The organism is Enterococcus sp. DIV1421a (genome assembly GCF_051711025.1).
Lineage (GTDB): Bacteria > Bacillota > Bacilli > Lactobacillales > Enterococcaceae > Enterococcus_B > Enterococcus_B hirae.
The window spans coordinates 1,159,011-1,173,590 of record NZ_JBIOLU010000001.1 but is presented as its reverse complement, the minus strand read 5'-3'; the positions used below and the strand labels follow the sequence as shown (position 1 = coordinate 1,173,590).

Genomic DNA, 14,580 nt, shown 5'->3' with positions numbered 1-14,580 from the left:
TCACGCTTTTTTATGATTCAGTATCTTTTAAAGCAGTGAAATTAAACGTTATTTCGTAACTTGGTCTAACCACTTGATTTTCTTTAAATCCTTCAGCGATTTTTCCTTCGAATTTTAACGTTTTAGATGAAGATTTATCTAATTCTGTTAAATAAGTAGGGCTATTAAGAAATTGACCCGCAACACTTTGTAAACGGACGCCCGCTTCATTTGTTGGCGTAAAGTATAAATCTTGTCTTACACCCGATTGACTTTTTTCTTCAAATTTTGATATTTCAATCTTGACTCTACGTGCACTAGAATTATTTGTTACGGTATAAATAGGTGATAAGATATTAGGAAGTGGCTGGCCATCATCTGTTACCGCATTTGCATAACGTACTTTTGTAGGTACAGTGATGTCAACATAAGATACATCTTCCGGTCCGACCGGATCCCATGGACCAATCCAGCCATCCACTTTAATTTGTGCATTATCTTCTCCTTGAATAGTTACGCTGTCATCCTCAGGGTCACTTAATCCAGGAATCCAGCCTAATTCATTATCTTTAACTGTTTCTGCACTTGCGTTCATTGTTCCAATCCCAAATCCACCTAATAAAATAGATGATACTAGTAACACATTTGTCAACTTCTTCATTATTCTGTCTCTCTCCTCGCTGAAAACGTCTCACAACATTTCCATAAAAATAAAATTACATGATATAGTTTTTTTCTCGATTGAGCTCAATCAACATAACCGTTGAGAAAAGGGATACAATTGTTCCAAGTAACATCATATAAACGCTCAATTGTTCACCAGTTTGTGGAAGTCTCACTTTTTTTGAAGAACCTGAATCAGATGGTGTGATCGTTATAGTTGCTTTTTCTTTGGTTCCTGCGTCACTTACGTTATCAATTGTACTGGCATCTGCGTCCGCATCCCATACTCCTATTATTGCTTCAACTTGAATCGTTTGTTCATTTGTGGTTTGTGCATGACAGTTTGTTGTAATGAAAAGACTAACCATTAAAACACCTATCAAATAATACATCACTCTTTTTATTTCGCTCTTCACCTCCAATACTTTAACGACGCAACCTCCACAATAATATTATCCGTAAAAATAAAATAGAATGAAAACCAAGTTTTACCGATAGATTGGTAAATACCTTTTCCATTAGTAATTGTTATGTAACAAAAAGATGATTAGCTTAGAACATCTAAAAAATAATACTTAATTTTTAGCCATATCAGTTGATAAGCGGAAACTTTTCCGAAATTTATAGTCATAGTGCAAACTAACTATCCATACTGGAATTAACTTTTATATGGTAATAATCAACTAATTTATTAATGATATCTTCATCAAAATAACTAGACATCCCAATCGTTGGAATACCGAAATGGTCAGGCGAATATACATCTGTTAAAAGGCAATCGAACTTTTGTAAATAGCCCTTTTGTATTTGAGTAGTAGGATCGAGTATCTCAATTTTGATATTATGTCTAAAATAAAATTGAATTTCCTCTTTGAGCATCCGCATATGATCGTAAGAGCTATCCAATAAAAGTGCTACATTGATGCTTGCTTTACTTTCTCTCACGCGTACCCATAGTTCAGACCAAGAAGTTAATAATTTGAAGATGGATTGCTGGATCATTTCATCTAAGTAAGATAAAAATGGATTACCAAGAGAAAAGTAAATATCAAAAAATTCATCTCTTAATGCGGTAACTAACTCAGGACTTACCTTCAACGTATTTTCAAAAAAATCCGTTTTTTTATTGTATAAAATATAAGTAGGTCGCACCGAACTCATGGTCGTCCAATAAATATCATGAATCAACTTATCTCGATTCTCGCAAAGTAATCCAAAACGTTCTTCCAGCAAAGTAATCACATAGCCGATCTGTTTCTTTATTGAGACCGAATCGATTTCAACTCCTTCTGAATGAAAGCGAGCGATTGGATTAATTGGCTGATGGAATTCATAAAATAATTGCTGAAGATTTTCTTTTACACTTTTGATGCCAAAGACATTATGTATTTTTTCTACTAGTTTTTTTTCGTTCATTAGATGTGTAAAATGAAAAGGTATCTCGTTAACTTCTAATTGATAGCCTTGCTTCAATCGTGTAAAACAGACATACAATTGAAATTTTAAATTTCCCAAAAATAAATGATGGTCATTGTTCACAATTGCCCATATCGTATTTTCTTTGATGAATATATCAATGATCTCTGAAATCAAATTTCTTTCTTCTTTTTGTATCAATTTTTCAGGCAAATGATATTTCTCAGAAAAATATACTGAAAAGAAGTCTCTGATATTCCCTTCGTTTCCGATAATTTTGATTTGATTGGTAATTTGAAAATCGAAAAACCGGATTTCTTGATTGATTCGATTAATTACCCTTGATACCTGAGTTTCTGAAATATAAAGCAAATCACTAAGCTCTTCTTTAGAAGTAACTTTTCCTAGGAAAATCGTTTCCAGTAATGTGTATTCTAGACTCTTTTCAAGAATTTTTGAATAGATAAATGACTTAGGCGTTGTGATATCTTTCTTTAAAATGATTCCTGCTCTAAAAGAAGTTTCAATTGATAGAGGCTCAATCATTTCGTTGACTTGAGATAGATCATTTCGAATGGTTTTTTCTGAACTATCAATTTTTTCAGCTAATTCCGCAGTCGTAATCCATTCCGTATTCCAAAGGATTTCTAAAATATTCAATTGGCGTCTCAAACGCCCGTCTAATATTTCTCTCATTTCTATTACATCTCTCCTCTCCTAACAGATAAATACTCCTTGTTTTATTTTTAGCATATCCCAATCTTTAAAAATAACCTTAATATACCGAGCCCTTGGTAAAATATCTTTCATAATCTTTTATTTTTTCCACCGATCCATTGAGTTGTTCGTGATGCAAAGTAAAAAAATAGGAGACCAAAGACAATCATTCATCTCGGGTCCCTTTACTAGGTAGGTCTATGCAACAAACAGAATCGTTTTCACTAAATAGCACGCTCACTTTTTTTATAGTTAATGTAACGATAACTGCTCTTTGGATGTTCATTCGGAAATACTACTATGATTGTTACTGTATCGTTCAGCCTCTTTCTCAATATGTATATTCAACTTGTTTTGCTTTTAGATGAGTATATTCTTTCTAAAAACGTGTAATTCTTCCTTTTTGTTGATCAAAAAATGATGTAGTTTTTTGACAAATTCTTCTCCAAAATAATTAGGGACGCCAATAATTTTCACATCTCCTAGATCGCCAGTATTAAAGCCATTGGTTAGGACACAATCATAGTGTTTTAGCTGATTCACAGAATTTTGTGCTATTGGCAATAAAATATCAACTTCATATGTATTTCTAAAATGATATTCGATTTCTTCTTTTAGCATTTTTAAATGCCCGGCTGGTGCATCTAATAGCAATGCAGCGTGGATTTTAATCGTTGGCTTACGTATTTCCGAACGAAATTCAGACCATTGTGAAACTAAAGTATAAATGGATTGATAAATCATATTTTTTTTATCTAGAGAATGAACGGTTAGATCGTCATAAATTTCACTGAATTTAGCTTTCAAATTTAAAACGATATCTTGTCGATCATTCATTAATTCGCAGACAAAATCTTCTTCAACGTTATTTAAAATATGCGTTGGACCGATCGTACGAAATATCCGCCACATAACGGCCTGAAGTAGAGCTGTTTTGTTCTGGCATTTAATCTTAAATTCATAGCTAACTTCCAAAATCAAATTTTCCAGTCTTGTTTGTAAGATCGATTGACTAGTCCCTAGTTGTAAGCATCTTTCATTTAATTTGAATGGAGCATGAAAATACTCAAACAGGTTAAACAAAACTTCTTCTGATAGTTCGATACCAAACACAGCTTGCCACCTTTTGTTTAATTCTCGATCTCCAGTAATCATAGAATAATTAAAATAATCTTCCTCTTGTTTAAAGAATGAGCTAGATTTACAACGATAGGCAGCTACCCATAATCTCATTCGCATTTTATTCAATAAAAAATGATGTTGATCATCCATAACCATCTTCTCTTTATTTTGTTTATAAAAAATATCAAGTACTGTATCAATCAGTTGAAATTCTTCTGTTTTAAAAAGTAAATCGGGTGAAAGGTATTTTTCATAGAACAAACTAGAGAAAAGTTTACGGATATTTTTTTCGTGACCGATCAATTTCAAATCATTTGTGATTTTTATTTCGTATTTTTTCATTAAAATATTCATTTTATTATGTAATCGATTGAGTTGTGTTTCTGAAATAAAGAGTTGATCGCATAGTTCCCCTCTTTTCATCATGGGATTGATGAATATCATTTCCAACATTTGACATTCGACACTTTTTTGTAAAAAAAGCGAATAAACATATGATTTTGAAACACCTAAGTCTTTACTTAAAAAAACGCCATATTTTACCGAAGTCTCTATTTTTAAAGGTTCAATTATTTCATTCAGTTGTTTGATGTCTGTTCGGATCGTTTTTTCAACCCCACCTATTTTTTTGACGATCTCTGCAATCGTCAGCCATTCGTTGCTCCAGAGTAACTCTAAGAGTGCTAGCTGTCTTAAACTTTGTTTCGTTAGTAATTGCTTCATTTTCCCCTCCTAATCCCTCAAAATTTACAAACGCTTTGTTTTCTCTATTCTCCTCTATTATTAATTTTAATGTACGAAAATAAGTATGTCTACCATTTCATTAAAATATAAGTATAATAATATTAAAAAAGTAGTGATCAACCTATAATATTCGTGCTTTTCTGCGAGGTAATATTTTAATAAAAATAACACTCAAGATATCTATTATTAAAATATTTACTACCGGATCTTTTAGAGAACTCTATAAAGAGCCTTTCACTAAAATAATCTTTTTATCATTTTCACTACAATAGAAAAAACGCCTAAATTCGAGGACATTTTCAGCCACAGATTTAAGCGTTTATTTTTTTATATTTAATCGTTTTTTTACATAATCAATACACTGTATTTTTTATTTCAATAAATAGGATAAATCACTCGCTACCGTTGGATAACCCATGATCCACTGCTCTAATTCTTCTTTTTTTGTATGTTGACTAATCAATAAATTCAAATCATTGATTAAATCATCTGCCTGTTCACTAAGGACACTGGCACCAATCAAATACCCAGCTTTGTCATAGATCATTTGGGATTTAGCAAGTGGTTCATTCACACGATGATAGGTAAACCAATTGGTCATATCAATTTCTACTACTTCTTCTTGTCCAGTGAGTTGTTTTTTTGTTACCCCGACCTGAGCCAATTTCGGACTAGTAAAAACGATCGTAGGGATGGAAGGGTAACTAATTTTTTCTTTAGTATTTCCTAATACATAGTTTGCAACATAATTTCCTTCAAAGGTAGCAACTGGGGTTAATTTTGGCTCTGTCCGTGAGATGATATCCCCGCAAGCAAAAATCATTGGATTACTCGTTTGAAGATAGTCATTAACAACAACACCATGTTTCGTTGTTTCTACCTTCGCCTTTTCCAGGTCTAGTCGCTCAACATTTGGCTGTCTTCCAGTGGCACAAAAAATCGCATCTGCTTGTAGTTCTTGATCGTTTGACTGCAAGGAATAGTGCGTTTCTTCTTGAATGATTCGCTGTGACTCAAAATCAAAAACAAATCGAATCCCGGCTGCTTCCATTTGTTTAACTAATTGTTTGACCAATTGTTCGTCAAATGCTTTTAATGGTCGTTGATTATGGTGAACGATCGTGACATTGCTTCCTGAAGCATGAGCGATCATCGCTAATTCAAATGCAATATAGCCTGCACCAATAAAAATAATGTCCTGAGGCAATTCACTTAATGATAAAAAGTCAGTACTTGTTTGTAAAAATTCATTCCCATCAATAGGTAAAATCGATGGTCGTTGACCAGTAGCAAGAATGAAATGTTCAGCTGAAATTTTTTCTTCTCCTACCATGATCGTATTTTCATTGATAAAGCGTGCTGTTCCAGCTAAATAATCAATGTCAGCTGCTGCTAATTCTTTTTGACGATTCTTTGAAACTGGATCTGTAAAACTGCGCTTAAATGCTTGTAGTTCTTGCCAATCAACAGTTGGTACTTCACTGAATCCTTTACCCAACAACTGTTCAATTCGTTTTCTTGCTTCCACACTATTTAGTAGAATTTTTTTAGGGTCACATCCTCGATTAGGACAAGTACCACCCCAAAGATTTTCTTCGATGATCAAGACGTTCTTCCCTGCTTTTTTTAACCCATAAGCCACGCTCATACCAGCTACGCCGGAACCAATCACAACTTCATCATATTCTTTCATTTTCCCTTTCCTTTCTAGATAAATAAGTGAAGATATCTTTTCTTGTAATCTCCCCAAGATTTTCCTCATTTTCTCGAATATTTACTGCTTCATGTTGGATCAATAATTCGAATACTTCAGTCAGCGGTGTACTTAAGTAAACATCTGGAAAATCCGCTTGATGAAGTCCTTTGCTGTAATCGTCAGCTACGATCAGCTCTTTTACTGTTTGTTGTTTTTGTTGAATCGTTTCATCAAAAAAGCTCCGTACAAATTCATTTTTAGGCTGAGTCAACAACTGGTCGGGTTGGTCACATTGAATTAATTCGCCCTCTTTCATGACAGCGATCCGATCTCCTAATTTTATGGCTTCATCCATATTATGCGTCACAAAGACGATCGTTGTGCCTAATTCTCGATGTAAGGAAAGTACAAGGTCTTGTAAAGAAGCTCGAGACAAAGGATCTAAAGCACTAAATGGTTCGTCCATCAAAATAACTTCTGGGCTAGCTGCCAAAGCACGGACGATACCGATCCGTTGTTGCTCTCCACCGGATAATTCCTGTGGCATTCTATTTCGATAGATTGTAGGATCAAGTCCGACTTTCTCAAGTAATTGGTCAGCTATTTTTTCTCTTTTTCTTCTTTCCCATCCTAGCATTTCTGGAATAACTTCGATATTTTGTTGGACAGTCATAGTTGGAAACAACGCAATTTGTTGTAAAACATAGCCCATTTTCCACCGCATTTTTTGTAAATCATAGTCTTTTAACGATTTACCCTTGAAGAATATCTCCCCTGCGCTCGGCTGAGATAGACCATTGATCATTTTAAGCGAGGTCGTCTTCCCGCTACCAGAGGGGCCCACCAAAACAAAGATTTCCCCTTGTTCAATCGATAAGTTTAGTTCTTTAATTGCATATTTTTCGCCAAATTTCTTTTGGACTTGCTTGAATTCTATCAGATTATTCATTTATTCCCCTCCTTCAGTAGTCCTTCTTTTTCCAAGAATGCATGCGCTACTTCCGCAGGTTGTTGTTTTTCTACATTCACTTGATAATTCATTTCAATCATTTGAGATTCTGTTACTTTGTCAGCGAGCTTGTTTAGAGCTGCAACGATTTCTGGATGTTCCTTCGCAAAGGCTTTGGTCATCAAAGGAGCTCCTTGATAATCTGGAAATAATCCCTGATCATCTTCTAAGGTGACAAGGTCATATTGTTTTAGATCACTATCCGTCGAATAAGCATCTACTACATTGACATCTCCGTTATCGATGGCTTGATAGCGTAAACTTGGTTCCATACTTTGTACACTTGGAAAATTAAGTTTGTAAAGTTCTTGGATTCCTTTATAGCCATCCGAACGATCAATAAATTCTAATGTGAAACCGGCTTTTATCTGATCTTCAATCTTTCCCAAATCAGAAATGGTTTTTAGCCCATTTTCTTTGGCAAATGATCGCTTCACCGCTAAAGCATAGGTATTTTGATACGCCATTGGTTGAAGAAGTGTCATTTCAAATTGTTCACCTAATAAGCGATTTGCTTGATTATAGGTTTCTTTTTCATTCAATTCTTTATTTTTTAAGTCATCAGGTACTTTAACTAAGCTTTCTAAAACAGTTCCTGTAAATTCCGGATAAATATCGATCTGTTGATTCTCCAATGCACTAAAAAGAAAACTGGTTTTGCCGAAGTTCGGTTTTAATTCAACTTCAACATCTGAATTATCTTCAATTAATTCTTTATACATTTGAATCAAAATATCTGGTTCTGAACCTAATTTCCCAGCAATCGTCACCTTATCTTCTTTAAAGAGTCCGCTTTGATACAAAGATATTCCACCGATTCCCAAAAAGATAAGCAATAAAGTGATAACTGTATATCGAGGTTTCAAATGTTGAAGAAGTCTGATTAAACTACTGAAAATAATCGCTAACAAAGCTGAACTGATTGCACCGATCAGTGTCAAAACTGGCGTATTGCGATCGATTCCTAATAAAATAAACGTTCCTAATCCACCGGCACCGATCAATGCTGCTAACGTCGCTGTTCCAATGATCAAGACAAGGGCTGTTCGAATACCTGAAATAATCACTGGTAATGCGATTGGCAATTCCACTTTGATCAACCGTCTCATGCGTGACATACCAAAAGCAACTGCTGCTTCTTCAATGGATGGATCAATTTCACTAAGTCCGATATACGTATTTTGAAAAATTGGTAATAACGCATAGATCACTAATGCAATCAACGCTGGCACTGTTCCGATTCCAACGAAGGGGATCAACAATCCTAATAAAGCTAAAGATGGGATCGTCTGTAAAACACTGGTTATCTGCAACAATACTTCTGCCATTTTTTTATGGTTCACTGCCCAAATAGCTAATGGGATTGCAATAACAATCGCAATCAATAAGGCAATTAATGAAATTGATAAGTGCTGAAATGTTGCGGAGATCAATTCTCCTTTTCGCTCAACAAGCGTTTGAAAAAAATTATTCATAGGATCTTCCTTTCCATTCTAATTTAAGTATAAACATAGACGAAAAAATCCCCAACTAAGTTGTCTGAAAAGAACAAAAAAGATGCGTAGTTCATCATTTGTAAATCCAACACCCCGGCAATTCTCTGAATATGCTTCAAACTAGCAATAAAGTCCTTAATCAATAAATGGAAAGAAAATGGAAAGAAAGAAGAAATTTATTTCTTCAAACTCTATGTATTTCTTTTATATAAAAAAAGACACATCTCACGAATTTGAACGAGAAATGTGTCTAATTTATTTGAATATAAAAAAACAGCCAGTAAAGCAGAAACCTCGTGGGGGAGATAATTTTTACTGGCTTGTTCATAAATTATTATACTGTAAGTTTTGTCCAAAGATAAAAAAAAGTAATAAATGATCGTTTTAGAGTCATAAACGTTCAATTTTTCTCGAAATTCCTATTTTTTCTCAAATGACTAGCTGGTTTGCTCTTTCTTTCACTCCGTATAATGGGTAAAATTCTTGACCTTTTTGATATAAAATTTCTTTTTCACGATTTTTCATCAAGAAAACAAGCAACTCTTTCATCGGCAGATTGGGTTTATTTGGTTCAAATAAAAACACACATTGAGTCTCACCTTTTTTCTGAATACTCGTCAAAGCCTGCAGATTATCATGAAGATCACAGTAGATGCCTTTATATTCTCTTTTCGTTGGAGAAGTTGTGATGAGTGTTAATAGATCAGCTGCTCGCATAGTTACTCCTTTCCTTGGACATCCTTTAAATGTTGAAAAAATTTTTCAAATTATCTATTGAAGATTCTTAACTAATAAGTATAATAAAGAAGTTGCTGAAAATTTTCAAAAGAAAAGAGGTTTGAGAATGAAAAAAATAAATCTATTAATTGATCTGGTTGGTATCAGTTTTGGCGCTGCACTTTATGGTTTAGCTGTGACCGGAATCAATATTCCTGCTAAATTAGCAGATGGTGGTGTAACAGGAATTGCCCTTTTACTTAATAATTTATTCGGTTTTGCTCCTTCCATTACATCACTTATTATCAATTTACCATTGCTATTGGTTTCATTATTCATTTTTGGTAAGCAGGCTTTTCTGCGAACGATTGTCGGAACCTTTGCCTTAGTGTTCTTTTTACATTTGTGGGAAGGACTAAACGTCCATTTTGCTGTCCACAATCTTTTACTCAATAGCCTGATGACTGGTGTATTATCTGGTATCGGTTGTGGTCTGGTCTTTCGCTTTGGTGGAAGCACTGGCGGAACAGACATTATTTACCAAGCCTTTGAAAAATATTTCCATATCAAGATCGGTAAAAGTCTATTCTTGATTACATTTGGTATCTTGGTTGTTTCTTTATTATATCTGGATGTAACACATTTTGTTTATACCTTACTCAGTTGCTCCATCTTATCTTATACGTTAAACAAAGTGAAATATCTCGAAGTAAAAGGTTCTCTCAATCCTTTTTCTGCAAATCGTTCAAAAGAACCTTTTGATACTCTTGATTCTGCAGAACAATTTGAATAACATTCTTAAATGATTGGTTAGCGACTGAAAAGTATATTTCTACTTTTCAGTCGCTATTTCGTTACTAGCAAAACCTCCAGTAATCACTACTTTACCATGTACTTTTCCAGTCTCTACTTCCTTCGTTGCCTGCTTTAAAGTCTCTTTGCTGATGCCTTCTCTGTATACTTTTCCTAAAGTAGTATGGATTTTTTCTTCTTCTACCAATGCTGTCAAATGTTTTAATATTTCCCCTTGTGTCTCGATTAGTTGACCATAATCCGTTTTAGTAAACATATATTCCCATTCAAATGAAACAGATAAATTTTTAAAACTTGCAATATCGATTGGTCCATCAAGTCCTACGATCATCCCAATTTTCCCCATAGGTTGAATCATTTCTGCCAGCTCAGTTAGATAGGGACGGATATCATGTAAAACCGCTACGACATCGACGGTGCTTATCCCAACCTTTTCTAGTTGAGGCTTTAACTCTTGATGGTAATCAATTGGATGATCGACCCCATTTTCTTTTAACCATTGAAAGTTTTTGGGGCTGGCTGTCGCAACCACCTCTAACCCACTCCATTTTGCTAATTGTGTGAGAATCGAACCGACACCTCCAGCACCGTTGATGACCAATATTTTTTTACCTTTATTCGCTGATTCTTTAGGAATCAATTGAAATTTCTCAAATAAGAGTTCATAGGCGGTGATCGCAGTTAACGGTAATGCTGCACTAGCTTCGTCCGTGAGATTTTCTGGTGCTTTTGCCACAATTCGTTCATCTACCAACTGATATTCTTGGTTACTACCTGGTTGTTTTGCTGAACCAGCATAATAAATACGGTCTCCTATCTCAAAATTTTCAGATTGGGGACCTTTTGCAACTATTTTCCCTACCGCATCAAATCCCAAAACAGTAAAAGACTCTTGTTTTGGCGTCTGCATTCTAAATTTTACATCCACTGGATTCACTGAAATCGCTGAAATCTCCACCAATAACTCCCTTTTTTTAGGAACCGGAGTTTCTGCCAACTTTTCTAAAAAACTATTTTTGTCAGTCAATGGTAATCCCTCATAAAACCCTATTTGCTTCATTTGTTTTTTCATAGAAACCTTTCCTTCTTTCTTTATACAAAAAGACCTGGATCAATCCACGAAAGGAGTTATCCAGGCTTTCCATTATTTAAAATAGCTATTTTCTCCCAAAGAATTCCCTTGTTCTTCTATCAATCCTTTTAATGATCTTTCTAAAACACCATGATTTTTATCTTTTCTTTTTGATGTCGCACTGAGTGGTTCTTTCTCAGCTTTGTTAAAAGGTTGTACAGAAGGAGAGCCGGCTTTTTTTGTTTGGTAAGGTACCGGTTCATTATCAAATAACAAATATGAATCTTTCATTTTTTTCATTGAATCAACTAGTTCTGCGTCAGAAATACTAGATACTTTTGGATCAGGAATAATTGATGCTGGCACATACTTAGGTACAAAGTAAGAACGCCCACGACCATTTTTTTGTTGGTTCGATGTATAGGCTTTGGTACTTGTGTGCTGCTCTTGACTCTTCTGACTATTCATTGAATCAGCCGCTTTTCTCGTCCGCTGATTAGTCAATGGGCGATTACTTGCTTGATGCGTATGATAATCAGGAAGCTGTTCTTTGTGTCTGACTAAATTTTCTTTTGGAATTGTTGATTTTTTTGAATTGCTCAAATTTCGACGTTTGCGTTGTTCTCTAGCATCGCCTTGAGCAAAGTGAAATTCTTGCATTTGCTCAAACATTGGTTGATTATTGTTTTCGGTTAATAGATCATCCTGTCCATCAAATAAAACACGCCTTTGGTTTTTTGCTAGTTTGACGCCAATTTCGTCATCATAGGCAGGAAAACGAAAATGTTTCCGTCTAATTTCATTCATTTTAAACCATCCTTCTCATAAATGGAACTTTTCTCAATCATAGCATAATTTTTTCATTTTCCATAGTAACCATAACTAAATTTAACCTCTTTCGACGGTCATCTGGTCGTTTCTCGAATGACCAATTCAGGGAAAAATCGACGGTATCCTTGACTTTCTCCTTTTTCGGTAATTTTTTTTAACAACATTTCACCACAAACTTCACCCATTCGTACGATATCTTGTTTTACCGTAGTTAATTTGGGTGAACTGATTTGGTCTAAAAATACACCATCAAAGCCAATGACTCCAAAATCTTCAGGAATTTTTCCCTTTTCTTTAGCAATACCTCTTACAATCCCTAAAGCTAGTCGGTCAGAGCTGCAAATAAAACAAGTCTTTGGTTTAATAGTTGACCAATGATCGGCAAGATATTTCTCTGCCATTGTCGAATGATTTGGGAAACGTAATATTTGCGGCTTCATGTTGGCTGTTTCCATAACTGAAAGGTAGCCTGCTTCTCTTGATAACTCAAATGGCTCATCCTCGTCAATCCCAATATAAATAATTGTCTCGTAACCGCATTCCATAGCATATTGTGAAGCCTTTGCTGTGCCATAATGATTATCGCTATCTACATAATCATAGCCAAAACGATTTTCACCAAAAAGGACGACTGGTTTTTCCAATCGGTCGATCCAGTCAAAATCTTTTTCTCTCACCCCTGTAATGATGTAGCCGTCGCAAGACCCTACGTCAAATGCATCATTGGTTACCAACTGCAAAGAATAGTGCGCTTTTCCAATACATTTTGCAATTCCCATCAATAAATTCATATAATACGGTTCTGTTGTATCAATCTCTTCAAGGATGAAAAGTTTGATGATTTGTGACCGATTAGAAACGAGTGCTTTTGCTGCAATATTGGGGCGATAATCTAATTCTGCCATCGCAGAAAAAACTAATTCTTTTAACTCATCCGTTACTTGTTCCGGGTGATTGATGACACGAGACACCGTCATTTTGGATACATTTGCTTTTTTAGCAACATCAGCTAATGTTGGCATAGATTGCTCCTTTCACAATAGAAAACTTTTTTCTGTTTTCTATCATTATAGCAAACTTGAAAGCGATAAAATGTAGAAATATCGTAAAAATCATCTGCACGCCAGCATCTTTTTAATAAAAGTTCACTAGAATCGAAAGCCAGTTACTCCATTTTATTAGAAAAATGTACGTTATCTCCATCTATTTTCTAGTTTCAGATATGAACTAGAAAAATAGCAAAGAATGAGACTAAGCCAAAAATAGCCTCCTCTTCTAGTCTCTCTAAAACGAATAAACGGTGTTTAAGGAGCAACAACTTCAAAAAATTTGCCGAAATTGACTAAAAATTTGAGAAACACCGAGTAAGTATCCATCAATAGCAAAAACCAGTGTTTGTGTTTCTTGTCAATTTTTGGATATTCTTTCGTATTTCTTGATGCTAAACGCTTTTTTCTCAACCTCAACTTTGATTTTTTTCATAGTGTTGTTTACTTTTCTATTTATTTTATTATAAAAAATCAGAATACACCTGTCTTTTCTATTCTTTGGATCCATTCATCATTTGCACCAAAAATTTGGTTGCTGTATCCATCAATGGTACTTTTACCATATGCTTTTCGGTTTGCGAATAATCAAAAACAATTCCTTGACCATAACGCTCTTTTTGATTATTTTTCACAAAATCATTGGTTTGTTGAAAGGGAATTTTCTCGTCTTTTTCACCGTGCCAAAAATATAAAGGTCGCCCAGCTAGTTTTTCTGGTTGCAAAGATAAATCATATTTTTCGACCCAAGAAATTAAATCAAAATAATCGTTCGGCAGTATGTATTGGTACTGATGAGCTCTTTTGTAAATTTCTTTAGCATACTGTTCAGGCGCAGGGGAACCCATCAGACAAATACCACCAACCAAATGCGGATGTTTTGTTAACAACGCACAAGTCGTCATCCCCCCCATTGAAACGCCACCTACAGCTACTTTTTCATGAAGAACATCTCGTTTTTCTAAGTGCTTCAATAAAGTCTCAAATTCAAATAAGTTTCCATAAATACTATTCCAAAAGGTAAAGGAAGGAATAGCAGAAACTACTTGCTTTCTTTCACCATGGTTCATTGCATCTGGTAGTAAGACACGAAATCCTTGTTTCGCAAACTTTCTTCCTTGTGTCAAAACTAATTCTTTACTCGTTTGCCAACCATGATAATAAATAATTATCGGAATTCTTTCAGCTCTTAATTCGGTTAGGACAACTTCTAATAATGGAATATTATTTACTTTACGTTTTAATATAATTGGATTCAC

Annotated in this window: 13 protein-coding genes; 1 reads left to right on the top strand and 12 read right to left on the bottom strand. The window is 34.6% G+C overall.

Features of this window, described 5'->3' with window-relative positions:
* Window positions 1-10: 10 nt before the first annotated feature.
* The 8 genes from IGK21_RS05415 to IGK21_RS05380 form a co-directional block, all read right to left on the bottom strand.
* Entirely contained in the window at window positions 11-640 is a 630-nt protein-coding gene (locus IGK21_RS05415; RefSeq protein ID WP_088745506.1) for a hypothetical protein, read from the bottom strand.
* A gap of 55 nt (window positions 641-695) precedes the next feature.
* Window positions 696-1,034: an LPXTG cell wall anchor domain-containing protein gene (locus IGK21_RS05410; RefSeq protein ID WP_223603537.1), complete on the bottom strand. Its 339-nt coding sequence runs from the start codon at window positions 1,032-1,034 to the stop codon at window positions 696-698.
* 247 nt (window positions 1,035-1,281) lie between these two features.
* A complete protein-coding gene (locus IGK21_RS05405) occupies window positions 1,282-2,754 on the bottom strand; it encodes a helix-turn-helix domain-containing protein (protein ID WP_010719424.1) in 1,473 nt (490 codons plus the stop codon).
* A gap of 381 nt (window positions 2,755-3,135) precedes the next feature.
* Window positions 3,136-4,620: a helix-turn-helix domain-containing protein gene (locus IGK21_RS05400; RefSeq protein ID WP_034867558.1), complete on the bottom strand. Its 1,485-nt coding sequence runs from the start codon at window positions 4,618-4,620 to the stop codon at window positions 3,136-3,138.
* 391 nt (window positions 4,621-5,011) lie between these two features.
* On the bottom strand, window positions 5,012-6,334 hold the full coding sequence (locus IGK21_RS05395; protein ID WP_053766408.1) for a dihydrolipoyl dehydrogenase family protein: 1,323 nt from the start codon (window positions 6,332-6,334) through the stop codon (window positions 5,012-5,014).
* Window positions 6,321-7,286 (bottom strand): ABC transporter ATP-binding protein, encoded by a 966-nt coding sequence (locus IGK21_RS05390; protein ID WP_034700339.1) that lies wholly within the window; start codon window positions 7,284-7,286, stop codon window positions 6,321-6,323. The genes IGK21_RS05395 and IGK21_RS05390 overlap by 14 nt, the downstream gene beginning before the upstream one ends.
* Window positions 7,283-8,821: an ABC transporter permease/substrate-binding protein gene (locus IGK21_RS05385; RefSeq protein ID WP_010719428.1), complete on the bottom strand. Its 1,539-nt coding sequence runs from the start codon at window positions 8,819-8,821 to the stop codon at window positions 7,283-7,285. Before IGK21_RS05385 ends, IGK21_RS05390 begins: the two co-directional genes overlap by 4 nt.
* Window positions 8,822-9,271: 450 nt before the next feature.
* Complete coding sequence (locus tag IGK21_RS05380; RefSeq protein WP_034700338.1) at window positions 9,272-9,559, bottom strand: hypothetical protein; 288 nt, start codon at window positions 9,557-9,559, stop codon at window positions 9,272-9,274.
* A 127-nt stretch (window positions 9,560-9,686) separates the two neighbouring features.
* Here IGK21_RS05380 and IGK21_RS05375 point away from each other — a divergent pair, with 127 nt between their 5' ends.
* Window positions 9,687-10,352 carry a YitT family protein gene (locus IGK21_RS05375; RefSeq protein WP_010719430.1) on the top strand — a complete coding sequence of 222 codons (666 nt, stop codon included), beginning with the start codon at window positions 9,687-9,689 and terminating at the stop codon, window positions 10,350-10,352.
* Window positions 10,353-10,391: 39 nt separating this feature from the next.
* On the opposite strand, the gene IGK21_RS05370 is transcribed toward IGK21_RS05375, so the two are convergent.
* The 4 genes from IGK21_RS05370 to IGK21_RS05355 form a co-directional block, all read right to left on the bottom strand.
* The gene (locus tag IGK21_RS05370; protein ID WP_034700337.1) at window positions 10,392-11,444 is read right to left on the bottom strand and encodes a zinc-binding alcohol dehydrogenase family protein; all 1,053 of its coding nucleotides are present in this window, start codon (window positions 11,442-11,444) and stop codon (window positions 10,392-10,394) included.
* A gap of 72 nt (window positions 11,445-11,516) precedes the next feature.
* Window positions 11,517-12,251, bottom strand: coding sequence for a hypothetical protein (locus tag IGK21_RS05365; protein WP_010737399.1), 735 nt, complete (start codon window positions 12,249-12,251; stop codon window positions 11,517-11,519).
* A gap of 98 nt (window positions 12,252-12,349) precedes the next feature.
* Window positions 12,350-13,297, bottom strand: coding sequence for a LacI family DNA-binding transcriptional regulator (locus IGK21_RS05360; protein ID WP_034700335.1), 948 nt, complete (start codon window positions 13,295-13,297; stop codon window positions 12,350-12,352).
* A gap of 518 nt (window positions 13,298-13,815) precedes the next feature.
* Window positions 13,816-14,580: an alpha/beta fold hydrolase gene (locus IGK21_RS05355; protein WP_181914927.1), complete on the bottom strand. Its 765-nt coding sequence runs from the start codon at window positions 14,578-14,580 to the stop codon at window positions 13,816-13,818.